The organism is Lactococcus allomyrinae, assembly GCF_003627095.1.
Taxonomy (GTDB): Bacteria; Bacillota; Bacilli; order Lactobacillales; family Streptococcaceae; genus Lactococcus; species Lactococcus allomyrinae.
On sequence record NZ_CP032627.1, the window covers coordinates 2,598,373 to 2,619,931 of the forward strand.

At 36.6% G+C, this 21,559-nt stretch carries 23 protein-coding genes; 15 read left to right on the forward strand and 8 right to left on the reverse strand.

From position 1 onward, the window contains the following. Positions 1-34 precede the first annotated feature (34 nt). From D7I46_RS12425 to D7I46_RS13395, 8 genes are all read left to right on the forward strand, one after another. Positions 35-835 carry a hypothetical protein gene (locus D7I46_RS12425; RefSeq protein ID WP_162930912.1) on the forward strand — a complete coding sequence of 267 codons (801 nt, stop codon included), beginning with the start codon at positions 35-37 and terminating at the stop codon, positions 833-835. Beyond that, a complete protein-coding gene (locus tag D7I46_RS12430) occupies positions 819-1,196 on the forward strand; it encodes a hypothetical protein (RefSeq protein ID WP_162930913.1) in 378 nt (125 codons plus the stop codon). The genes D7I46_RS12425 and D7I46_RS12430 overlap by 17 nt, the downstream gene beginning before the upstream one ends. Positions 1,197-1,237: 41 nt before the next feature. Next, a complete protein-coding gene (locus D7I46_RS12435; RefSeq protein ID WP_120773159.1) occupies positions 1,238-1,516 on the forward strand; it encodes a hypothetical protein in 279 nt (92 codons plus the stop codon). Between the two features lie 122 nt (positions 1,517-1,638). Beyond that, on the forward strand, positions 1,639-2,142 hold the full coding sequence (locus D7I46_RS12440; protein ID WP_162930914.1) for a hypothetical protein: 504 nt from the start codon (positions 1,639-1,641) through the stop codon (positions 2,140-2,142). 9 nt (positions 2,143-2,151) lie between these two features. After that, positions 2,152-2,793, forward strand: a complete 642-nt coding sequence (locus D7I46_RS12445) for an ABC transporter ATP-binding protein (RefSeq protein WP_120773161.1) — start codon at positions 2,152-2,154, stop codon at positions 2,791-2,793. Between the two features lie 158 nt (positions 2,794-2,951). Beyond that, entirely contained in the window at positions 2,952-3,551 is a 600-nt protein-coding gene (locus D7I46_RS12450; RefSeq protein ID WP_120773162.1) for an NAD(P)H-dependent oxidoreductase, read from the forward strand. A 167-nt stretch (positions 3,552-3,718) separates the two neighbouring features. Next, positions 3,719-4,153, forward strand: a complete 435-nt coding sequence (locus tag D7I46_RS12455; protein ID WP_120773163.1) for an OsmC family protein — start codon at positions 3,719-3,721, stop codon at positions 4,151-4,153. Positions 4,154-4,207: 54 nt separating this feature from the next. Beyond that, entirely contained in the window at positions 4,208-4,357 is a 150-nt protein-coding gene (locus D7I46_RS13395) for a hypothetical protein (protein ID WP_162930915.1), read from the forward strand. 104 nt (positions 4,358-4,461) lie between these two features. Here the strand turns inward: D7I46_RS13395 and D7I46_RS12460 are convergent, their stop codons facing one another. The 3 genes from D7I46_RS12460 to tyrS all read right to left on the reverse strand — a co-directional run bounded on the left by D7I46_RS12460 (position 4,462) and on the right by tyrS (position 8,710). Continuing rightward, a complete protein-coding gene (locus D7I46_RS12460) occupies positions 4,462-6,501 on the reverse strand; it encodes a cation:proton antiporter (protein ID WP_120773164.1) in 2,040 nt (679 codons plus the stop codon). 304 nt (positions 6,502-6,805) lie between these two features. Then, a complete protein-coding gene (locus D7I46_RS12465) occupies positions 6,806-7,273 on the reverse strand; it encodes a hypothetical protein (RefSeq protein WP_120773165.1) in 468 nt (155 codons plus the stop codon). Positions 7,274-7,450: 177 nt separating this feature from the next. Continuing rightward, a complete protein-coding gene (gene tyrS / locus D7I46_RS12470) occupies positions 7,451-8,710 on the reverse strand; it encodes a tyrosine--tRNA ligase (RefSeq protein WP_120773166.1) in 1,260 nt (419 codons plus the stop codon). A 313-nt stretch (positions 8,711-9,023) separates the two neighbouring features. Here tyrS and D7I46_RS12475 point away from each other — a divergent pair, with 313 nt between their 5' ends. Continuing rightward, on the forward strand, positions 9,024-11,486 hold the full coding sequence (locus D7I46_RS12475) for a transglycosylase domain-containing protein (protein ID WP_120773167.1): 2,463 nt from the start codon (positions 9,024-9,026) through the stop codon (positions 11,484-11,486). A 92-nt stretch (positions 11,487-11,578) separates the two neighbouring features. Here D7I46_RS12475 and D7I46_RS12480 read toward each other — a convergent pair whose 3' ends face one another. Together D7I46_RS12480 and pepA are read right to left on the reverse strand one after the other, a co-directional pair. Continuing rightward, positions 11,579-12,151, reverse strand: coding sequence for a GNAT family N-acetyltransferase (locus D7I46_RS12480; RefSeq protein WP_120773168.1), 573 nt, complete (start codon positions 12,149-12,151; stop codon positions 11,579-11,581). A gap of 236 nt (positions 12,152-12,387) precedes the next feature. After that, positions 12,388-13,455 (reverse strand): glutamyl aminopeptidase, encoded by a 1,068-nt coding sequence (gene pepA / locus D7I46_RS12485; protein WP_120773169.1) that lies wholly within the window; start codon positions 13,453-13,455, stop codon positions 12,388-12,390. Positions 13,456-13,819: 364 nt separating this feature from the next. Here pepA and D7I46_RS12490 point away from each other — a divergent pair, with 364 nt between their 5' ends. From D7I46_RS12490 to groL, 6 genes are all read left to right on the forward strand, one after another. Next, complete coding sequence (locus D7I46_RS12490; RefSeq protein WP_120773170.1) at positions 13,820-14,113, forward strand: hypothetical protein; 294 nt, start codon at positions 13,820-13,822, stop codon at positions 14,111-14,113. A gap of 33 nt (positions 14,114-14,146) precedes the next feature. Then, on the forward strand, positions 14,147-14,464 hold the full coding sequence (locus D7I46_RS12495; RefSeq protein WP_120773171.1) for a thioredoxin family protein: 318 nt from the start codon (positions 14,147-14,149) through the stop codon (positions 14,462-14,464). Between the two features lie 87 nt (positions 14,465-14,551). After that, on the forward strand, positions 14,552-15,187 hold the full coding sequence (gene ytpR, locus D7I46_RS12500) for a YtpR family tRNA-binding protein (protein WP_120773172.1): 636 nt from the start codon (positions 14,552-14,554) through the stop codon (positions 15,185-15,187). Between the two features lie 55 nt (positions 15,188-15,242). Then, complete coding sequence (locus tag D7I46_RS12505; protein ID WP_120773173.1) at positions 15,243-15,632, forward strand: single-stranded DNA-binding protein; 390 nt, start codon at positions 15,243-15,245, stop codon at positions 15,630-15,632. 276 nt (positions 15,633-15,908) lie between these two features. Continuing rightward, on the forward strand, positions 15,909-16,193 hold the full coding sequence (groES, locus tag D7I46_RS12510) for a co-chaperone GroES (protein ID WP_120773174.1): 285 nt from the start codon (positions 15,909-15,911) through the stop codon (positions 16,191-16,193). A gap of 179 nt (positions 16,194-16,372) precedes the next feature. Next, complete coding sequence (gene groL, locus D7I46_RS12515; protein ID WP_120773175.1) at positions 16,373-17,995, forward strand: chaperonin GroEL; 1,623 nt, start codon at positions 16,373-16,375, stop codon at positions 17,993-17,995. Between the two features lie 248 nt (positions 17,996-18,243). Here the strand turns inward: groL and D7I46_RS12520 are convergent, their stop codons facing one another. The 3 genes from D7I46_RS12520 to yycF all read right to left on the reverse strand — a co-directional run bounded on the left by D7I46_RS12520 (position 18,244) and on the right by yycF (position 21,387). Beyond that, a complete protein-coding gene (locus D7I46_RS12520; RefSeq protein ID WP_120773176.1) occupies positions 18,244-19,056 on the reverse strand; it encodes an MBL fold metallo-hydrolase in 813 nt (270 codons plus the stop codon). A 203-nt stretch (positions 19,057-19,259) separates the two neighbouring features. Further along, entirely contained in the window at positions 19,260-20,693 is a 1,434-nt protein-coding gene (locus D7I46_RS12525; protein ID WP_120773177.1) for an ATP-binding protein, read from the reverse strand. Beyond that, entirely contained in the window at positions 20,686-21,387 is a 702-nt protein-coding gene (yycF, locus tag D7I46_RS12530) for a response regulator YycF (protein WP_120773178.1), read from the reverse strand. The genes D7I46_RS12525 and yycF overlap by 8 nt, the downstream gene beginning before the upstream one ends. Positions 21,388-21,559: the final 172 nt, after the last annotated feature.

The window sequence follows — 21,559 nt, forward strand, 5'->3', positions numbered from 1 at the left end:
CACCTCATTCATGGTTTTAGAAAGCAAAAATATTATGAATCAATTATTATTCCGTTCTCAATTGAAAAAGAACTTATTGAGTTGGAAATTAGTAGTGATTGTTGGTGTGAGTATTGGTTTGGTTATTCTTGAACAAAAAACAACGAATAATTGGCATTTGGTAAAAAGTAATAATTTTTTGCATTATGTTGTTTTGATGGATAAATATAGTTTGGCTGGAGTAGCTTATTTATTGGTTTTGCCTATATTAAGTGCTTTGTTAGGTGGAACAATCTATAGTGGGGAATTTCATTCAGGACGTATTATTTCTCTGCAAGCTCGTCTTTCACGGCGCGAAATTATAAAAACAATAAGTTTAAGTAGCTTCATATTAGGTGGTATAGCAGCAGTCATACCTATTTTGGGAAGTGTTCCTGTTGCTTTTGTTGTCTTGTCACGGTTTGATTTTATTTCAGGAAATTCAAATTTTTCAATTTTTGAATCAAACTTTTGGGGTTATTCTTTGTATGAACATAGTCAGATTGCTTTAATTTTGATACTTTTAGGTTTACTTTTCATTTTTGGAGGGTTAGTGGCGGTTGTGTCGACGGTTATTTCTTTTTATACAAAAATTAAGTATATTGAACTTCTTTTGCCTTTTGTATTCAGCTTGATTTGGTTTTTGCTTGTTTCTGCTATTGGTTTTCCAGAAATGGGACATATTGTTTTTCTTGATTTTCCTGTTAGTTCTGGTTTTCCAAACGTTGATCTTTACCTTACGGTCGCTTATTTTATTTTGGCTATAGGCAGTGTGGTTTTAATCACAAGAAAGGAAAGAAATGATGATTTTGCTTGAGGTAAGACGGAATTTTCAGCGGCTTTCTTTCTTGGTAAAAATTGTTGCTTTGCTTTTGGTTGTCATTAATTTAGCCTACGCCCTTTATTTTTTTGGATATTCTGGCATATCAGCAGGAGGAACTTGGTATTTTGATTTTACTCAGCCTTTAAGGTTTTCGGCTTGGTATTTACCTATTTTTTTGATTGTTATTTCTGGTTTATTAAAACAGAGAAGTATATTTGAGCAGATTCGCTTTACAACTGAACAGAAATTTAAAGTAGATTTGCTTCTTATATTATTATCAATGATAATGATTTTGGCTGTAACTGTCCTTCCTGTAGCTATTATCGTTCTGATTAGATTCTCCCCCATTTTTTAGATTGGTTTTATGAACTTTTCATTATTGGACTGGAATATTTTATGATGTTAGGTTTGGTTGGTATGATTTATTATTTTTTTAGTCAAATTTTCCGACAAACATATTTTATATCTGGATTTTTGCTTGCGATGTTTATCAGTATTTCAGTATTTAAGAGTCAATTTACGAATCAGGTCATTTTTATGTTCTTCTCCCAAAATAAATCCTATGATTTTCCGTTAGTTATTAAGTTGATGACTTTCGTTGGTTTGATTTTATGCTTGAATGCTGGAAGTTATGAGCTCTTGCGACGCAGGGAGAGTCTAGGGGAACGTCAATGAGAAAGGAGTGGCACTATTTTAAACAGGGAATTCAAATACAAAATGTTTATAGAATACTGTATTTATTGATCTTGATTTTCTTTTTATTTTTATACTATTTTGGAGATAAGGGATACGTGCTGATGCCTTGGGAATTTTATAAAGAGAGGCAAGGTTTCTCTATAGAGAAGGTTCTTTTGAGCAGTATGCCGATTATTTTCTACTCCATCGGAATTTTGCTTCCGATTGAACATTTTAAGAATTATTTGACAGATATACGAATTTTTGAGATCATTCGGCAGCATAAGAGTCGTTATCGCTATGGTTATTTTGTTGTGTTTTCTTTGACTTATATTTTTAGTTATATGGCTTTAAATGTGATTTTGATGTGGTTCTTGGGTTATCGGGGAAGTTTTGGAAGTGGAATAGGGCAGGCGGGCCTGGTAATGGGGGTTTTATTATCAATTGTTGCTTTGTTTTCTCTTTTTGACTCTTGGAGTTTAGGAAATGTGGTTGCCCTTATTATTTTGATTGTTTATAGTGGTTTTACTTTTCCAGAGCGTAAAGAAATATGTTTTTTGGGAATATTATTTGTTGCTTTAGGATTTATCAATCATTTGATTTATCTGAGGCGAGAGATTTATTAGGAGCATAGTATGTATATTGAAATTAAAAATGTGACAAAGACAATAAAAAATAAAGAGGTGTTGAGTCAAGTTAGTTTGTCTCTTGAAGCTGGAAAAATACATGGCTTTGTCGGAGCAAATGCATCAGGAAAGACGATGTTATTTCGAGCAATTTGTGGATTTATAAAGCTGGATGAGGGGATGGTTAAGATTAACCAACAGCCTGTTGTATTTAATTCGGCATTGCCTGTAGATATTGGTTTGATTTTAGAAACTCCTGGATTTATTGGTAATCAAACCGTGATGGAAAACTTAAAATATTTGGCTTCTTTACACTCAAAATATGATGAAAATCTTATCTTAGAATTATTGAGAGTATTTGATATTGAACAGTATGTAAATAAAAAAGTGAGCGCTTTATCACTGGGAACTCGCCAAAAAATTGGAATTATTCAAGCGGTGATGGAAAATCAGGAATTACTTGTTTTGGATGAGCCCACTAATGGATTGGATAAAGAATCTGTTGCAGCATTTATTCAATTGGTTGAGCGTTTGAAAAAACAGGGTAAGACCATTTTATTAGCTTCACACAATGAGTATGAACTGAGAAAGCTTGCGGATACAATTACGGAGATTTCTGAGGGAAAAATTGCTAACTTTTCAGAAATTTAATCATAAAAGTTACTGGCAGGATTTCTGTCAGTGAATTTTTTTCTGTAAACAAGTTTACATGTGTAAATTTTCACGTACTAATTTTTAAAAGATATGAAAAAAGTTTGATATAATATTTTTCGTACTCACAAATAAAATTATTTAAAGGAAATAGAAAAATGTCTAAACTTCTCGTTGTTAAAGGTCACCCACTTACTGCTGAGTTTTCAATGTCACTTAAAGGACTTGATGCTTTTGTTGAAGCTTACAAAACTGCTCACCCAACTGATGAAATCGAAGTGCTTGATGTTTATAAAGAAAATATTCCAGCGCTTGATGCTGAACTTGTTGGTGGAATGTATGCAGGTGAAAAAGCGACTGCTGAACAACAAGCGCTTCTTAATGCTTACAGCTCATATACTGAACAATTTGTAACAGCTGACAAGGTTGTCATTGCTAACCCAATGTATAATTTGATGATTCCAGCTGAATTGAAAGCTTGGATTGATACTTTGAATGTTGCTGGTAAAACGTTTAAATATACTGCTGAAGGCCCTGTTGGACTTTTGGGTGGTAAAAAAGTCCTTCAACTTCAAGCCAATGGTGGTTTTTATGAAGGAAAAGATCCTGCAACTTTCTATATGTCATCAGTTTTTGGTTTCATGGGTGCTGATTTCAAGCAAATCGCTATTGAAGGTCATGCTTATGCTCCAGATCAAGCAGAAACACTTCTTGCTGCATTTATCGAAAAAGTTGAAGCAGAAGCTACAAGTTTCTAATCGGAAGAAGTCTGTCAGTATGCTGACAGGCTTTTTATTTGAGGCTGCTTGAAGAAAATGGTGGTTTTTTAGAGAAGCAGCCTTGCTGATAGACCAGTGTTATCAACTGTCATTGGTAAATTGATAGCTGTCATTATTTGTAAATTTTAATGAGAAAGGTTTTTTTTATGGCAAAACATATTTTTAATTCAGAGATTGATTGGGCAGGCGGCCGCAATGCTGTCGGTCATTTGCAAACGGGTGTGCTTAAAGAAAAAATATCTGTACCGAGCTTGATGGAGGGGCCAGGTGAGGGAACGAATCCGGACGAGATGTTACTGGGAGCTGCCAGCACTTGTTACACCATTACTTTAGCTGCTATGCTTGAGAGAAATGAGATTGGGCTAATCAATCTCAAAGTGGACTCAACAGGTGTGGTTGATGTTACAAACGGTGTTTTTACTTATGAAAAAATCATTCATCATGTTTTTCTAAAGTTGACCTCAGAAGCAGATGAAACGAAGGCACGTAAACTTGCAGAACGTGCTGAAACGAGTTGTATGATTTCAAGAGCAATTCGTGGTAATGTCCAATTAGAAACAGTAATTACGTTTGAAAGTTAAACAGTATTAATTTGTTCTGATGACTTAGTTTACTATATGTCAATGACTCTAAAAATGAAGTCAAAACTAAATTCAAGGGTTGTCGTTCTGACTTTTGCTCTTGCTGCTTTAGAAGTTAAGAAACGGATAGCAGAATCAACGAAATTGCGTAAACCGGTTCGTAGAACGGTGTGCGAAGCGCGTGGCACAGCAACGAACATTTAGCAACTTAGAGCGAATGGATAACTGTGGTTGATGGATAGCGTAGCTGTAAGCGAGGATAGTGCTACTTTGATAAAAAATATCTGTCAGTATGCTGACAGATATTTTTATTTTTTACGCCGTTCTAAAAAGTCAAAAAGTAAACTGCGCTGGTTGCTTGCTAGTGTGTAATCTTCAAGCACATTAACGTTAAGACGCATATCTTTGGCTTCACGAGCTGTGAGTTGACCTGAACTCTCATATTCAAAGATTACTTTACGCTCAAGATAGTAGGCGCGCATCATTTCTGTTAAATTGGTCGGTTGAGCTTTATTCACAAGTCGTGAGATATGTCCACCAGTTGCAACAATTTCGGCGGTTCTAAGCCGTTCTGCTTGAAGAAAATGAAGAAGCTGGTCATCAAATACACCTTGTAAATTATCTAAGGCTTGCAAGATAAGTTCCGTATTACTGAAATAAAGCTCTGTGATTTGAGTACGAGTCGTTTCGATTGCATCTTTTGTTTTTTTGAAACCAAAATCAATATGTAGGAGTTTAGATAAAAGAAGATGAAAACCACGTACAATGACAACGTAAATAAATTGAATGCTGGAAACGAGAGAGTGAGCAACAGAAGACTCTAAAGAGTGAATGTACCGTTGATAAGTTCGGTAGGTATACATTGAAATTTTATTCTCACGAAGTGCGACTTCAAGTCCTTCTGATTCAAGACGAATAATCAAAAGCTGCAAATCATTATAATCAATGGCTAAGTCAGTTGATTCTTGTTCAATAATCAACTGTTGGATACGCTCTTGATAAGCATCTATAGCAATACGATAACCTTGAGGATTTTTTGCTTTTTTACTATCTTTGGCTAATTCTTCAACAACGTCGGTGAGAATCGAAATTTTAGAAATATTGTTGACTTTCACGACTTTTTTTATCGCAAAGAAAGGCAAAATAAACATTCCAACTAAAAAGCTAAGTCCTGTCACCGCCGCGGCTAAAAAGACAAGAACGGGTTGTGAGTCAATGACATTACGAGGAATAAGGAGAATTGTGGCAATACTTACAGTACCTTTTGAACCAGCAAAAGTAAGTAATAAAATATCATTCCAGTAAGCGATAAAAGTTTGTCTTCTACGGATAGATTGGATCCAATAGTATAGCGCAATAATAGCAAAACGCAGAGCAAATAGTCCAATGGTTAGGACAACAGCAAGCAATAATAAATAGGCTGATGAGTACACAGGACTCATCAGTAAAGGAACAACGAGCTGGTACAATTCAATTCCGAGGAAGAAGAAGACAATGGAATTTAAAATAAAAGTGAGTGTGTCCCAAATGGTACTTTTTAATTTTGCGACTTGAGCATCGAAAAGTGTCGTTCGTTTAAGTCCATTTGCTGACATTACCCCTGCTACAACAGCTGCGATGATACCAGAAACATGAAGCTCCTCGGCAATCAAAAAAGCGGAGAGTGGAATGGCTAATTCGAGTAAGAGGTAACCTGGAACATCTCTGGCATCAACATCTTCTAGAAGTCGTAGAATAAGGTTCTTCAGATAGATGAGAACAAAACCGATAGCACTCCCTCCAATGGCAGAAAAGACAAGCTTCATCGTAGCATCTGGTAGAGAGAAATACCCCGTGACCAAAGCAACCATAGCGATTTGAAAGGCAATGATTCCAGAAGCATCATTGAGTAGGCCCTCCCCCTTTAAGATGCTCATGACACGTTTAGGGAAACTAAAGTTCTTAGATAAAGCACCAACGGCGACAGCGTCTGTTGGTGCAAGGCTGGCGCCAAGAGCAAAACAGGCAGCAAGTGGAATTCCAGCATAAATCCAATGAGAAATGAAGCCAAGTCCAAGCGCAGTAATAAAAACTAAGGGAAAAATAAGAACAAGAATGACTTTACTGTGTTTTAAAATATGTTTGACATCTGCTTCCTCGCTCTCACGAAAGAGTAATGGCGCAATAATAAAGCCAAGGAAAAATTCTGGAGCAACGTGTAGAATTTCATCAGCGCCAAAAAAACCCAAAATTAGTCCAAAAACCACTTGAATGAGTGGGAGGGCAAGTTTTGGGAAAACTTTGTTAAGGACATTTGATAGGACGAGCGTCAGAAGGAACACGATGACATAAAAAATGGTATGGAGCATAGATTCCTTTCTTTTTATAAAGTTAAGAATTGTTTATACTAGTTCACCCCTAAATCTTCGTAGCAGATTTGGTAGGTGAACTGCAAATATACTGCCTTGCGCTAGCGCAAGAAGTGGTTTGCGTGGGACGTAAACTTTAATTTCTAAATGGAATATTTAGAAATTAAACAGTATTAGTAGGATAATGCGATATTTTACAGCCCAAATAACATCATGAATCACTGACAGAAATCTGTCAGTAGTTATTTCAAAAATTATAAGTTAAATTAACACCAAAAGAGCGAATTTCTTAGAACCAAATCGCTTATTTCGGACGTTTTTTAATTTGTTCTTTTTTCGCGGCAATTTTTTCTTCAATTTTTGAGTAATCTTTTTTTGTTAACAAAGCTTTGCAGCGTTTGAGCTCAAGCTCAGTTAATTGACGTTTAATCTTATCTTTACGAGCAGCATCAAATTCACCGCTTTGGATATAGTCTAATTTTTGCTCAAGAATTGATTTTTTATTTTTGACGACATCAATGTAGTATTTAAGCTCAGAAATTTCTGTTTTTGAAGCATTTTTGGAACGCAGTTGACCAAGTTTCTCATCCAAATGAATTAATTTTTTAGAAATCATATCAATATGAGAAAGAAGTTTGTTCTCTTTTTCTTCAGTTGTAAGCGATGTGAAAGCATCAAGTTCTGGTGTACTTTCATCATCATTTTCAGAGCGTTTATCTAAATACAATTCACGAAGAGTTTTTAATTTTTCTTCAATATCTTTATCTATCATTTTTATCACCTAAAACTGTTCAATGATAACATTATAACATAAAGCTTTAACAAAAAAAATACAATGTCTTAAATTTTTATTAGGAATAATGCATAAGAAAAAAGAGCCATGAAGCTCTTTTTTAATTTTTCCAGAAGTTTTCACAGTATCAAGTCTATTGTGAAAAAATGATTTTAATCAATAAGTGAGTACAAAATTTTTCTTTTTACCGCGACGAATCACAGTGACCTGTCCGTCAATTTTGTCAGCAGCTGACAGAGTATAAGTTAGGTCTGTCAGGCGCTCACCATTGATGTAAATCGCACCGTTTGTAATATCTTCTCTAGCTTGACGTTTAGAGCTTTCAATACCAGCAGAAATCAGTAGTTCAACTAATGACAAATCTTGGTCAGCACTGACAGTATAGTGGGGAACAGCTTTCAAACCAGCCAAAATATCTTTGGCTTCTAAGGCTTTCAAATCTCCTCCACCAAAAAGAACTTGCGTAATTTCGACAGCGTGTTCATAAGCTTCTGTACCGTGAACTAATGTCACCACTTCTTTTGCTAAAGTTTTTTGAGCCAAACGTTCATGAGGTGCAGCTTCAAATTTGATACGGATTTCTTCGATTTCACCTAGTGTCAAAAAAGTAAAAATTTTGAGCATTTTGATTGCATCAGCATCATCAACATTGAGCCAAAATTGGTACATTTCATAAGGTGAAGTTTTTTCAGCGTCAAGCCAAATTGCATTTCCTTCAGATTTACCAAATTTTTTACCGGTACTATCAGTGATAAGGGGAATGGTGATCACGTGTCCTTGTTTGTCAGCTTTCCGACGCAGCAATTCTGTTCCAGCGGTCATATTTCCCCATTGGTCAGAACCTCCAAGTTGTAACGTGACATTATGAAGTTGATTCAGTTCGTAAAAGTCATAACCTTGCATGATTTGATAAGCAAACTCGGTGTAAGAAATACCCGTCTCCATCCGTTTTTTAACAGATTCTTTGCTAATCATATAATTTACGGTGAAATATTTACCAACATCACGCAAAAAATCAATGAAAGTTAAGTTTTCAAACCAATTATAGTTGTTGGTCATCTCGGCTTTATTTTCGCCATTTTCAAAATCAAGAAACCGTTCAAGTTGACTTCGTATTTTACCAGACCATTCTGTGACAGTTTCTTTAGTTTGAAGAGAACGTTCATCATCTTTAAAAGAAGGGTCTCCGATGAGCCCAGTTGCCCCACCAACAAGTGCATAGGGTTTATGCCCAGCGAGTTGCAAACGACGCATTGTCAAAATTAGAACAAGATTTCCTAAATGAAGAGAATCTGCAGTAGGGTCATAACCGACATAATAAGAAACCATTCCCTCCGTGAGCGCCTTACGGAGCAGCTCTTCGTCAGTTGTTTGGAAAATCAAACCACGTGCTTTAAGTTCGTCAAAAATGTTCATTTGTTAAATCCTTTCGTTTAAGATGGGAGCAACACTGTCAAGAAGCGTAAAGAAATAAAAAAATGTGGCTCTACTCGTAGAACGGCTTCCATTTTGTTTTTTCTCAAGATTCTGGTGTTGCGAGCTCAGTTATACCGAGATGTGAATATGATTGGCAAGAAATGATGAAAAATAGGAAATGTCAAGGCTATTTGCATAGCAAAAATTATGGAATTTATCTTTTTTCGCTCATTTTTAATCGTACGAATTCAATTATACCAAAAAAATTTCCGAAACGTGCGAAAATTTAGAGTAAATTTGGTATAATAGGGGCATGAAAAAAGACCCGATTGATTCTAAAGAAGAAATAGAGAATCGACTTCAAGATAAAATGGAGGCTAGAAGGCGTCAGAAAAAGGCGAATTCAGCTAAGATCACAAAGAAACAAGCAAAATCGGATGATACTGGTGATAGTAAAACAGCTTGGTCAACAACTTTTAGTGTTGTTCGTGGAGTAAGTGTCATTTTTGGTATCATTTTTGTCATGTTAGGAGTATTTGGTACTGCAGCTGGAATAGGCTATTTTGCACGTCTTGTTGAGACAACAAAAGTTCCCGCTAAGTCTGAGATGTTGGCTAAAATCAATGATATTCATGGTGTTTCAGTCATTAATTACTCAAATGGTCAGCCGATCTCTGATATTTCAAGTGACCTTGTACGAGTGACTGTGGCTGGAGATGCAATCTCAAATAATGTCAAGAATGCACTGATTTCTACGGAAGACGATACGTTCAAAACAAATGATGGTGTTGTTCCAAAGGCTGTTGTTCGTGGAATACTTGGTTCTGTTGGTGGTGGTACGAGTTCTGGCGGGTCAACGTTGACTCAGCAGCTCATCAAACAACAGATATTGGGAGATAGTGTCACTTTTCAACGGAAAGCGAGTGAAATTGTTTATGCCCGTGCATTGAATAATTATTTGACTAAAGATCAAATCTTAACAGATTACCTGAACGTTTCGCCTTTTGGTAGAAATAATAAGGGACAAAATATTGCAGGGGTTCAAGAAGCTGCATTGGGGATTTTTGGTAAATCAGCAAAAGACTTATCCGTTCCAGAAGCTGCTTTTATTGCAGGATTGCCTCAAAGTCCAATCGTTTATTCTCCGTATAACGCAGACGGTTCTTTGAAATCAAAAGAAATGCTGAGTTACGGGTTGTCTAGGCAGAAAGATGTCTTGTTTAATATGTATCGTGGTGGCTATATTACTAAAGCTGACTACGATAAGTACAAAGTTTATGATATTTCAAAGGAGTTTTTGCAACCTGCTGCTGCTCAATCACAAGAGCATGGCTATCTCTATAATGTCGCTTACACTGAAGCGGTAAATCATATTTATGACTATCTTGTGCAGCGTGATAAGGTCTCGGCTACTGAGCTTGGAAATGACAGCACAAAGCAGCACTATCGCGATTTAGCTGAACAGGCTCTCCAAAATGATGGCTATGAAGTAACTACGACCATTAATCAAACGATTTATAGCGCTATGCAAACTGCTGTTGCACAGCATGGGGGAGAGCTCCAAGATGGGACTGGTGAAGTTCAAACAGGGAATGTCTTGATGGACAATTCTACAGGAGCCGTAATTGGTTTTGTTGGCGGCTTGAACTATGCTCAAAATCAGAATAACCATGCGTTTGACACTCAACGTTCGCCAGGTTCCTCTATTAAGCCAGTATTAGCGTATGGTCCTGCAATTGATATGGGCTTGATGGGGTCTGCCACAATGCTATCAAACTATCCTGCAAAATATTCTTCAGGTCAGGATATCATGCACGTTGGAGAAAAGGGTTCCAACACAATGATGCCATTGGGTGAAGCTTTAGATGTATCATGGAATATTCCGGCTTACTGGACTTACCAAGATATTTTGAAATCTGGAAGATCTTCAGAACCTTATATGAGCAAAATGGGTTATGATATTAAAGATTACTCAGTAGAATCATTACCATTGGGCGGAGGTGTTGACCCTACAGTAGTTCAGCATACCAATGGTTATCAAACTTTGGCAAATGGTGGTGTGTATGAGCCTTATTATGTTGTTCAAAGCATTAAAGATGATACAGGCAAGGTTATCTATCAACACCAAAATAAACCAACACAAGTTTATTCTGAAGCAACATCAACGATTATGGAGTATCTGCTGAATAATGTCATCACATCTCAAAAAACGTCAACTTTTTATGGAGTGTTGTCACAAATTAATCCAAGTTTGGCACAAAATGTGCAATGGACAGGTAAAACTGGGACAACAGACGATTATACAGATGGTTGGTTGATGCTCTCAACTCCTACTGTAACACTGGGAAGTTGGATTGGACATGACAATAATTCTCCAATGGGCTCGCTCACACCTTACTCCAAAAATGGAACTTATATGGCCAATCTGGTTAATGCGATTAACGCAGCTGACCCAACAATCTTTGGACCAGGTAAAAAATTCCCAGATCCTAATAAAGATCCAAATGTCACAAAATCAAAAGTTCTTGTGTCCACAGGAGAAAAAGCAGGAAAAATCTCAGGAGGAGCTTTGAATGGAGTTAGCATAAGTGGTGCGACTACAACTAGTTTCTGGGCAACAAAAGCTGGAGCACCAGTCACTCAGTATAACTTTGCAATTGGTGGATCAAGCTCAGATGTAGCTGATGCATGGAGTAAAATCTTGCCAAACTACAAGTCTGAAATCACCAAAAGCTCAACAACACCTTCCTCTTCTTCAAAAAAGGCAAATAATTGAACGCTGATAAGTTAAAAGATTTTTGTCAGCATACTGACAGAAAAAATAAATTGAAAAAACTTCGAAGAAGGTAATATTCTTCGAAGTTTTTATTATTTTGAAAGTTTTGTTAGCACTGACAAAGCATCAAGATAGTGTTCATTTTTACAAGAGGCAATATTTTTTTCGTCAGTAATGTAGTAGCCAAATTTTTCATAGACTTTGACAGCACGTGAACTCCAAGTCTGAGTGTGGAGGTAAAAGTCTTGATCTTTGTCGAGCTCAACCATTCTCTTTGTAATAATGGTCAGTAAACTTTTACTGAGTCCCAAGCCTTGAAATTCTGGCAAAACAGCGACCCAGTGGAGCTTTGGAACTTTAGTATTATCCTTAAAGTCCCACCAAGCAGTTGCGGTTGCTACTTTTTGTCTGTCTGAATTTTCAAGGAAAATAGTACGTTTTTCTGTTTCTGTCAGCACTGACAAAAACTTATCAGTAAAATATTTAAGTGCCAAATCTTCGTCAGTAAATTCGCCAACTGCTGTTTCAATTTTTGCCCAATCTAGCTCATCTCCAGGCTGAAAATTAACAACATGAAAACCATTCAAAAGTGGATAATCAGGGATTGGTGAGCCTACTGGTCTTTTCATAATAAAGTCGAAAAAAGGAAGGGATTTATCTAACAATAGTATCTCCGAGTTTAAATTTTGAAATTTTCTCTGTCCTCAACAAGCTAAACGTTTACCAATAGCAAATTATACTAGCTCATCTTTAGTTTCTCCTAGAAATTTATTAGATGAACTGCGTATATACTGCCTTGCGACGTTTGGGAAAATCAAGGCTTTTCTTATCCGTAACTTTGACAAAATGCGTCAAGCACAAACTTTAACTTTTGGGCGGTACGTTTGAAAGTTAAGCAGTATTAGTAATTTTTGACTTGAGCAACTTTCTCAGCATCAAGAGATTTTATGATAGCACGCAAAAAGTTTTGGGCCTGATTGAAGTCATCAAGGCTGAAAATCGTTTGGTGACTGTGAATATAGCGAGCAACAACACCGATTGTCGTTGAAGGAACACCAGCGTTTGCTAGGTGAGCAGCGCCAGCATCAGTTCCGCCTTTGGCGATGTAAACTTGTGTCTTGATATTTGCATCTTCAGCAGTATCAAGCAGGAAATTTTTCATGCCGGGAAGCATGATATGACCTGGGTCAAAGAAGCGTAGCGTTGTACCAAGACCAAGGCGCCCATTGCTATCCCCAAAAGTATCACCTGCTGGTGAGCAATCTACAGCAAAGAATAAGTCAGGATTAAACTTTGTTGTTGCTACTTTTGCACCACGTAGTCCAACTTCTTCTTGGACATTTGCCCCAATAATCAGTGTAATCGGAAGTTCTTTATTTTCCAAAAATTCGAGTAATTCAAGAATCATCAAGCAGCCATAACGATTATCCCAAGCTTTAGAGATGACATTTTTACCATTTGCGCTCAGGATTGTTTCTGTTTCTGGAATGATGATGTCGCCTTGAGCAACGCCATATTCAGCAAGTTCAGTGGCATTATCAAAACCAGCATCAAAAATGATATCTGAAATGGCTGGGATACTAGGAGTTGCACCTGTTCCACGAAGAAGATGTGGAGGTAAGCCACCGGTCACAACAGGGATTTTTTTGCCTTGACGTGTGAAGAGGGTAAAGCGTTGTGCCGAAACGACAAGAGGGTTCCATCCACCAAGTGAAACAACACGTAAAGTTCCGTCAGACTTGATTTCAGATACCATGAATCCTACTTCATCCATATGTGCAGCTACCATGATGCGCGGTGCATTTTCTTTTTTGCTTTCTTTGGTAACAAAAATACCACCAAGTCCATCAAATTCAGGAGTGTAGCCAAGTTCAATCATACGTTGTTTGAGGTATTCACGTACAGGTGCTTCAAATCCAGAGGTTGCTTGAAGCTCAGTGAGTGTTTTGATTTTGTCGAAAAGTTCCATTTTTTCTCCTTTATACTAGTTCATCTCTGAAGCTGTGTTAGCAGATTTAGTAGTTGAACTGCAGATATACTGCTTTTAGTTTTGCTTGCTAAGCAAACGGATAGCGTAGACCATTCATAGAATGGTGCACAAAGTGTGTATCTTGTGACGATTGGAAAAAGCAATTTTTTGCTCATTCGTAAACTTTAATTTCTAAAAGAAACTTTTAGAAATTAAAATAGTATTAGACAAGGTGTGAGGCGTTTGTTTAACTGCTAACTCACAGCACACCATTATTATGTCAAAATTTACTGACAGACTTTTGTCAGTACGATTTTGAGGATTTACACTATAATTATAGCAGGATTTATGGTAAAATTTCACTATGAAAAAAATATTGAAGTTTGGTTTAGGTATTGTTGCGGGAGCAGCAACCGCTCATGTGGTCTATCATGGTTATAAATCTATGGAAGAAAATCTACTTCGTGAACTGACTGATACAGCACGACAGCATTTTTCTGATGAGAAAATTGATGTTGTATGGATTTTTGAGGACCCAGACCACGGGGCATATTTCAAAGGAGGCGTTGTGAATGGCAACAAAGCTATTTCTTTTGAAATTAATGCAGAAACCTTAGAAATATCAAGTGAGAAAAATACAAAAATTAAACTGATATAAGTTTGTTTTTGATAAATATTGGAGGAAAAAAATATGATTATCCCTAAAAATATTGAAAATTTGGCAGAACTTGTCAAAGCACCTGGAAAACACGTCTTCTTTTTTACAGCTGGTTGGTGTGGCGATTGTAACTTTATCAAGCCTAAAATGCCAGAAATTGAGGCTGAAAACTCAGAGTTTGAATTTATTGAAGTGGATCGAGATGAATACATGGATGTAGCAGTCGAATGGGGGATTATGGGAATTCCAAGTTTTGTTGTTATTGAAGATGGCAAAGAAACAGCACGTTTGGTCAATAAACTTCGTAAAACAAAAGAAGAAGTTAATACATTTTTGGCAACAGCTAAATAAAAAACACTGTCAGTGCACTGACAGTGTTTCTGATACAATGTCAAAGCTGTCAGCATACTGACAAAAACTAAAGAGGAAAATAATAAAATGATTGCAACTTACAATACACATGTAGGTGATGTTTTGATGCTCATCGTAGCAAATGATGAAGGAAAAAAAGTCAATTTCGAACGCAAAGGAAAAATTGCTCGCGTTTTTGTTGAAGAAACAGGAGCAACCGTTGCATGGAACATTTTTGAAGCAAAATCAATTCTGTCAGCACTGACAGAGCTTGAACACAATGGACAACTTTTCTTGTCATCTGATGATGTTGAAATTCTTAATAAAGAATTTAGAAAATCAGGCTTTGATGAAGTACTTGTCTACGATGCGCAACCAAAATTTGTTGTGGCTGAAATTGTTGAAATGGAAGAACATCCTGACTCTGACCATCTTCATGTTTGTAAAGTCAATGTTGGTTTTAAAGAACCTGTTCAAATTGTCTGTGGAGCACCAAATGCAATAGTTGGCTTAAAAACAGTAGCCGCTTTACCAGGAGCAATGATGCCAAATGGTGCGCTTATTTTTCCAGGTGCATTACGAGGAGTTTTATCTTTTGGAATGCTTTGCTCAGCGCGTGAGTTAGAACTTCCGAATGCTCCACAAGTCAGAGGAATCATCGAGCTTTCCCAAGCATTATCAGCGGGAGAAAAATTTGATTCTAAAACGATGTGGAAAGCATAAAAAATGTGACAAATTCCTTTTGTTTACGTATAAGTAAACAGGAGGAATTTTTTTAATGAATAAAACAATGCTTATCGGCAGACTCACTAGCTCAGCCGAACTATCGAAAACGTCAAATGACAAATCCTACACTCGTATCACATTGGCAGTCAATCGCCGTTTTAAAAATGAAAATGGTGAACGAGAAGCAGATTTTATCTCAGTAGTATTCTGGGGAAAATTAGCAGAAACACTCTCTTCCTACTCCAAAAAAGGAACACTTATCTCCGTAGAAGGAGAAATAAGAACTCGAAACTATACAGATAAGTCCAATCAGAAACACTATGTCACTGAAATTTTGGGAATGAATTACGACCTACTTGAAAGTAGAGCAACGATTGCTTTAAGAGAAAACGCAGCAAAGACGGAAGAAATATTACTCGAAGCTGAAGAATTACCTTTCTAATACATCAGATGGATAAGAAATTATATTGAAACAGGTTTATATCTATAATCCTAAATAAATTGGCGTTGCTCCATCACTCCATCAATTGATAAAGAGATACAGCAATTACAGTTAATCAATCTAATAATCAATTTAGTAGTGTCACATTGATACACAATAGAAAGAAGTTTTTTCTTGACTAAAACTGACCTTTGAGATAAAATAATAATCAGAGTTAGCACTCTTTATCTTAGAGTGCTAACAAAAATAGAAAAATTAACTTACGGAGGTATTCTCATGTTAAAACCTTTATTTGACCGCGTAGTGTTACGTGTGAAAGAAGAGGAAGAAAAATCAATTGGTGGTATTGTACTTGCAGCTGCAGCTCAGGAAAAGCCGCAAATTGCTGAAGTTATTGCCGTAGGACCTGGAAAAACGACAAACCACGGCACGCTCGTTGCACCGACAGTAAAAGTAGGAGACACAGTTGTTTTTGAAAAATTTGCTGGAAGTCAAATTAAAGTGGATGGAGAAAACTATCTTATCGCCCACGAAAGCGACTTACTTGCCATTCTTGATTAACATAAAACTGATTAAATAATAAGTTGAGAAGTTTGTACTAAACGAAAATACAGTAGTTTAACTTTTTTTGTTTTATATGCTTGCAAATTTTAGCTTTAAATCCAGAGTAGCTAACAAATAATTTTCGTGATTTTAGAACAAACAATCTTCACATCTTAAATCTTAAAGGAGATGAAAAAATGTCAAAAGAAATTAAATTTTCAAGTGATGCTCGTACTGCAATGATGCGAGGAATTGATATTCTAGCAGATACTGTAAAAACAACATTGGGACCTAAAGGACGTAATGTTGTTCTTGAAAAATCATACGGTTCACCATTGATTACTAACGATGGGGTAACAATTGCCAAAGAAATTGAGCTTGAAGACCATTTCGAAAATATGGGAGCAAAGCTTGTGAGTGAAGTAGCTTCAAAAACAAATGATGTTGCAGGTGACGGAACAACTACTGCAACAGTACTCACTCAAGCTATTGTCCGTGAAGGACTAAAGAACGTGACTGCTGGTGCTAATCCAGTTGGAATTCGTCGTGGTATCGAAGTGGCAACAGAAGCAGCTATTGCAGCAATTAAAGACATGGCAATCCCTGTTCATGATAAATCAGCTATTGCGCAAGTTGCAACAGTTTCATCAAGAAGTGAAAAAGTTGGTGAGTATATTTCTGATGCAATGGAACGTGTGGGAGCCGACGGTGTTATCACCATTGAAGAGTCAAAAGGAATGCAAACTGAACTTGATGTTGTTGAAGGAATGCAGTTTGACAGAGGTTATCTCAGCCAATATATGGTTTCCAATACTGAAAAAATGGTCGCTGAATTGGATAATCCTTATATTCTTATCACTGATAAGAAAATCTCAAATATCCAAGAAATTTTACCTCTACTTGAGCAAATTTTGAAAACAAATCGTCCATTGCTTATTGTTGCTGATGATGTGGATGGTGAAGCACTTCCAACACTTGTGCTCAATAAAATCAAGGGTGTATTTAATGTTGTTGCAGTTAAGGCACCAGGATTTGGTGATCGCAGAAAAGCTCAACTTGAAGATTTGGCAATTTTGACGGGTGGAACAGTGATTACTGAAGAACTTGGTCTTGATTTGAAAGATGCAACACTTGATGCACTTGGTCAGGCTGCAAAAGCAACAGTTGATAAAGAACATACCACAATTGTTGAAGGTGCTGGAATGCCAGATGCTATCGCAAATCGTGTTGCGATAATCAAAGCACAAATTGAAAAAACAACATCAGATTTTGACCGTGAAAAACTTCAAGAACGCCTTGCGAAACTTGCTGGCGGTGTAGCCGTTATTAAAGTTGGTGCTGCCACAGAAACAGAGCTTAAAGCGATGAAATTGCTCATTGAAGATGCTCTTAATGCCACACGCGCAGCTGTGGAAGAAGGTATTGTTTCAGGTGGAGGAACTGCTTTTGTTAACTCAATTGCCGCTCTGGATGCTTTAGAATATGAAGGTGATGTGCAAACAGGAATTAATATTGTACGTCGCGCTCTTGAAGAACCGGTACGTCAAATCGCTGCCAATGCTGGCTTTGAAGGTTCTGTTGTTATTGACAAACTTCGGTCAACGTCAGCGGGAACAGGATTCAACGCTTCTACAGGCGAATATGTGAACATGATTGAAACAGGAATCGTGGATCCAGCGAAAGTCACACGTTCTGCTCTTCAAAATGCAGCTTCAGTGGCTGGATTGATTTTGACAACAGAAGCAGTCGTTGCAAATCAACCAGAACCAGCAACTCCAGTTCCACCAATGGACCCTTCAATGATGGGTGGCATGATGTAAAAACTCATTATAAAAGTAGAAGATTAAACTAAAAGTCTCTTGAACATTCAGGAGACTTTTATTATTATCAACACATATTAACAACCTAAAAAAATAAAATTAAAAAATATTCTTTATTGAGTTTCATTTAAGGAGATGCTGTTACAATTGGGTATACTCCTAAAAAATATCTTTTATACTAATCCAAAACTAAAAAAATGCTCGCTGGCAAACCGAGCATTTTTTTTATATATTATTATAAGATAAGTTCAAATATCGAATAATTTACTTGCGTGTTCGTGACTTGTATCAATAATATTAACTTCACGCTTAGTATCAACATCATGTTGTTGGAGATATCCATCCATTGTGAGATGAGCAAGTTCTTTGATGTTATTATGAAGACTTAGATGCCCAAGAAAGATACGTTTTGTTTTGTTACCAAGTATGTTAAACGCAGCTTCTGCACCATCTTCATTAGACAGATGACCTTGGTCGCTTAAAATACGCTGCTTTGTTTTCCAAGGATACCCACCCATACGGAGGATCTCTATGTCGTGGTTGGATTCCATTAAATAACCATCTGCGTTTTCAATAGTTCCACGCATTCTATCAGAAACATATCCTGTATCAGTTAGCATGACGAAGCTTTTATTGTCTTTCATGAAACGGTAAAACTGTGGCGAAATGGCATCGTGACTTACTCCAAAAGATTCAACATCTAAATCTCCAAAAGTCATTGTTTTTCCCATTTCAAAAATATGTTTTTGTTCAGAAGGAATCTTTCCTAATGCATTTTTTTCGTCTAGCTCAGACCAAGTGAGCGTATTGGCATAAAGATCAATTCCATATTTTCTAGCTAAAACACCAATTCCTTTAATATGGTCGCTATGCTCATGAGTAATCAAAAGTGCATCTATATCGTGGATATCACGGTCAATTTCTGCGAGTAAACTTTCTATTTTTTTTCCTGAAAGTCCGGCATCAACGAGAAGTTTCTTTTTAGGAGTTTCAAGGTAAAAAGAATTTCCTGTTGAGCCAGAAGCCAAGATTGAGTATTTAAATCCATTTTGTTCAATCATAAACACTATTGTAGCAGAAAATCCCAAGCAATGCATGGGATTTTTTTATTTTATCAAAGCTTAGCACACTAAGCTCCAAATTTCGCCTGACTGTCCTAGGGTGTTAGTGGATTAGCTGGGACAAGGTGACTTCATGTCAAAGATGTGAGCTTGTACCTTAAATTCAGTGATGAATTAAAATTCATATTGAATAAATCTTGGCTTCATTCTTCGCTAAATTCATCCCAATCATCGGAGGCAACATCATTATTTTCTGGTAAATAAGGAAGCGTGAAACTAAAAGTTGTTCCTTGTCCACTGCCTGGAGAAGTTGCAAAAATTGTCCCACCGTGCATTTTTACTATGTCATGAACGATGGAGAGTCCAAGACCAGTACCTCCAACCTTGGAGTTTCTTGATTCATTATCTACTCGGTAAAAACGGTCAAAAATTTTAGGAAGCGCGGATTTTGGAATCCCCATTCCTTGGTCAGAAATTGAAATTAAAACATCTTTTTCACGCGTTTCTACTGAAATTGTAATTTTTCCTCCATTTGGAGAGTATTTGAAAGCATTGTTGACAATGTTATCAATGACTTGTGCAATCTTATCAGTATCAATCTCAACCCAAACAGGATTATCTGGGAAGTTGCGTATAATGGTAAAATCTGCTGTAAAAAAGTCGTTTGGGTCGGTTTCCAAAATTTTATCAAGGCGGTTAATCTGAAAATTCAAGAAAGCAACGAGGTTAATCATCTCTTTGTTTAGTATAATCTTATCTTGGTCCATTCTTGAGAGCGTCAGAAGGTCAGAAATCATACGAATCATTCGGTCAGTTTCGCTTAATGAAACATTGATAAATGAGGTTGCGATTTCTTTATCGTCAATCGCCCCATCTTCAAGAGCCTCAAGGTATGCTTTGACTGAGGTAAGTGGAGTTCTAAGTTCATGCGAAACATTTGAAACGAATAAACGCCGTTCACGCTCAGCTTTATCTTGTTCAGTCATATCATGTAAAACGGCGATAATACCAGAAATAAAACCAGATTCACGACGGAAAAGAGCAAATTTGATGCGCAAAGCAATAAATTCATTACTTGAAATACGAGTTTCGATTGTGATTTCAGGCTCTTTTTCTAGCAAATCATAAAAACTATATTGATTGGCGATGTCAAGAATGTCAACAATATTTTTTTGCATCAACTCAGGTTCGGTTGTATTAAGATAATTTAGAGCGGACTTATTACACATGATGATATTTCCACGTCGATCAGTAGCAATAACGCCATCAATCATATATGCCAAAATACTATCGAGTTGATTTCTTTGATTTTCTAAATTGTTCTGAGTTCGAGCAATATTTTCATCAAGACTTTGAATCTTGTTATAAAGTTCAGTAAATTCACTGTTTCCTTTTGGAGGATTATTCTTTGATAAGTTTCCATTTTTGATGTCATCCATTTGCTTAGAGACATTTTGGAGTGCTTGATGTTGTTGAATGACAAAAAATAATACGAAAAGTAAAGAAAAAAGATAGTAGCCAAAAAAAGAACCAAAATGAGCAATATTATACTCAGGTTGACTCACAAAAAGAATGACAAAAAGAAGTAGATGAATAGCTACTCCTTTAAAGATGATTGAGTGAAAAAATTTAATCATGTGGGTTGCTCATGTAATAGCCGACACCACGACGTGTTGAAACGTATTGTGGGCGACTTGGTGTGTCTTCAACTTTTTCGCGTAAGCGACGAACGGTAACGTCAACAGTACGAACATCACCAAAGTAGTCATAACCCCAAACGGTTTCGAGGAGGCTTTCACGAGTAATAACTTCACCAAGATGTTGCGCAAGGTAGTAAAGTAGCTCAAATTCGCGATGAGTAAGGTCAAGTTGTTTATCGTTTTTGTATGCAGCATAGTGAGTTGGGTTGATACGGAGGTTTCCGATTGTCAATTCTTTTTTGACGTTATCATTTGACTCAGCAGGGCTAGCATTGACACGACGTAAGTTTGCTTTAATACGAGCTAAAAGTTCACGATTTGAAAATGGTTTTGTAACGTAATCATCTGCACCGAGTTCAAGACCAATGACTTTGTCAAATTCGCTATCTTTTGCTGAAACCATGATAATTGGTGTGTCAGAAGTTTTGCGAATTTCACGAGCAACATCAAGACCATCAATTTTTGGCAACATAAGGTCAAGTAAGATGAGGTCAGGTTGAAATTCTTTGAAAGCTTCAAGCGCTGCTTCACCATCGAAAGCTGTAAAGACTTCAAAGCCTTCTTTAGTTAGATTAAATTTTACGATGTCAGAGATTGGTTTTTCATCGTCAACAACAAGGATTTTTTTCATAGTTGCCCTTTCAGAGAGGTTATTTTTTATTAGTGAATATTTCTTGCATTTATTTGTATTGACAAATAAAGAAAGCTGTTTCAGATATATTATACAATTTTTAGTAAAATTACGCAAAAAGTGATGCTTTTCGTTCAAAAAAAAGCGGATAAAATATTCGATTTTTGGTATA

Excerpts from the sequence above, each read along its gene's own strand:
- D7I46_RS12465 (WP_120773165.1), bottom strand. The coding sequence starts at position 7,273 with ATGATAGATAAAGATATTGAAGAAAAATTAAAAACTCTTCGTGAATTG.
- D7I46_RS12425 (WP_162930912.1), top strand. The coding sequence starts at position 35 with ATGAATCAATTATTATTCCGTTCTCAATTGAAAAAGAACTTATTGAGT.
- D7I46_RS12460 (WP_120773164.1), bottom strand. The coding sequence starts at position 6,501 with ATGCTCCATACCATTTTTTATGTCATCGTGTTCCTTCTGACGCTCGTC.
- D7I46_RS12475 (WP_120773167.1), top strand. The coding sequence starts at position 9,024 with ATGAAAAAAGACCCGATTGATTCTAAAGAAGAAATAGAGAATCGACTT.
- pepA (WP_120773169.1), bottom strand. The coding sequence starts at position 13,455 with ATGGAACTTTTCGACAAAATCAAAACACTCACTGAGCTTCAAGCAACC.
- tyrS (WP_120773166.1), bottom strand. The coding sequence starts at position 8,710 with ATGAACATTTTTGACGAACTTAAAGCACGTGGTTTGATTTTCCAAACA.
- D7I46_RS13395 (WP_162930915.1), top strand. The coding sequence starts at position 4,208 with ATGAAGTCAAAACTAAATTCAAGGGTTGTCGTTCTGACTTTTGCTCTT.
- groL (WP_120773175.1), top strand. The coding sequence starts at position 16,373 with ATGTCAAAAGAAATTAAATTTTCAAGTGATGCTCGTACTGCAATGATG.
- yycF (WP_120773178.1), bottom strand. The coding sequence starts at position 21,387 with ATGAAAAAAATCCTTGTTGTTGACGATGAAAAACCAATCTCTGACATC.
- D7I46_RS12450 (WP_120773162.1), top strand. The coding sequence starts at position 2,952 with ATGTCTAAACTTCTCGTTGTTAAAGGTCACCCACTTACTGCTGAGTTT.
- D7I46_RS12440 (WP_162930914.1), top strand. The coding sequence starts at position 1,639 with ATGCCTTGGGAATTTTATAAAGAGAGGCAAGGTTTCTCTATAGAGAAG.
- D7I46_RS12525 (WP_120773177.1), bottom strand. The coding sequence starts at position 20,693 with ATGATTAAATTTTTTCACTCAATCATCTTTAAAGGAGTAGCTATTCAT.
- D7I46_RS12455 (WP_120773163.1), top strand. The coding sequence starts at position 3,719 with ATGGCAAAACATATTTTTAATTCAGAGATTGATTGGGCAGGCGGCCGC.
- ytpR (WP_120773172.1), top strand. The coding sequence starts at position 14,552 with ATGATTGCAACTTACAATACACATGTAGGTGATGTTTTGATGCTCATC.
- groES (WP_120773174.1), top strand. The coding sequence starts at position 15,909 with ATGTTAAAACCTTTATTTGACCGCGTAGTGTTACGTGTGAAAGAAGAG.
- D7I46_RS12520 (WP_120773176.1), bottom strand. The coding sequence starts at position 19,056 with ATGATTGAACAAAATGGATTTAAATACTCAATCTTGGCTTCTGGCTCA.
- D7I46_RS12445 (WP_120773161.1), top strand. The coding sequence starts at position 2,152 with ATGTATATTGAAATTAAAAATGTGACAAAGACAATAAAAAATAAAGAG.
- D7I46_RS12505 (WP_120773173.1), top strand. The coding sequence starts at position 15,243 with ATGAATAAAACAATGCTTATCGGCAGACTCACTAGCTCAGCCGAACTA.
- D7I46_RS12490 (WP_120773170.1), top strand. The coding sequence starts at position 13,820 with ATGAAAAAAATATTGAAGTTTGGTTTAGGTATTGTTGCGGGAGCAGCA.
- D7I46_RS12495 (WP_120773171.1), top strand. The coding sequence starts at position 14,147 with ATGATTATCCCTAAAAATATTGAAAATTTGGCAGAACTTGTCAAAGCA.
- D7I46_RS12435 (WP_120773159.1), top strand. The coding sequence starts at position 1,238 with ATGATGTTAGGTTTGGTTGGTATGATTTATTATTTTTTTAGTCAAATT.
- D7I46_RS12430 (WP_162930913.1), top strand. The coding sequence starts at position 819 with ATGATGATTTTGCTTGAGGTAAGACGGAATTTTCAGCGGCTTTCTTTC.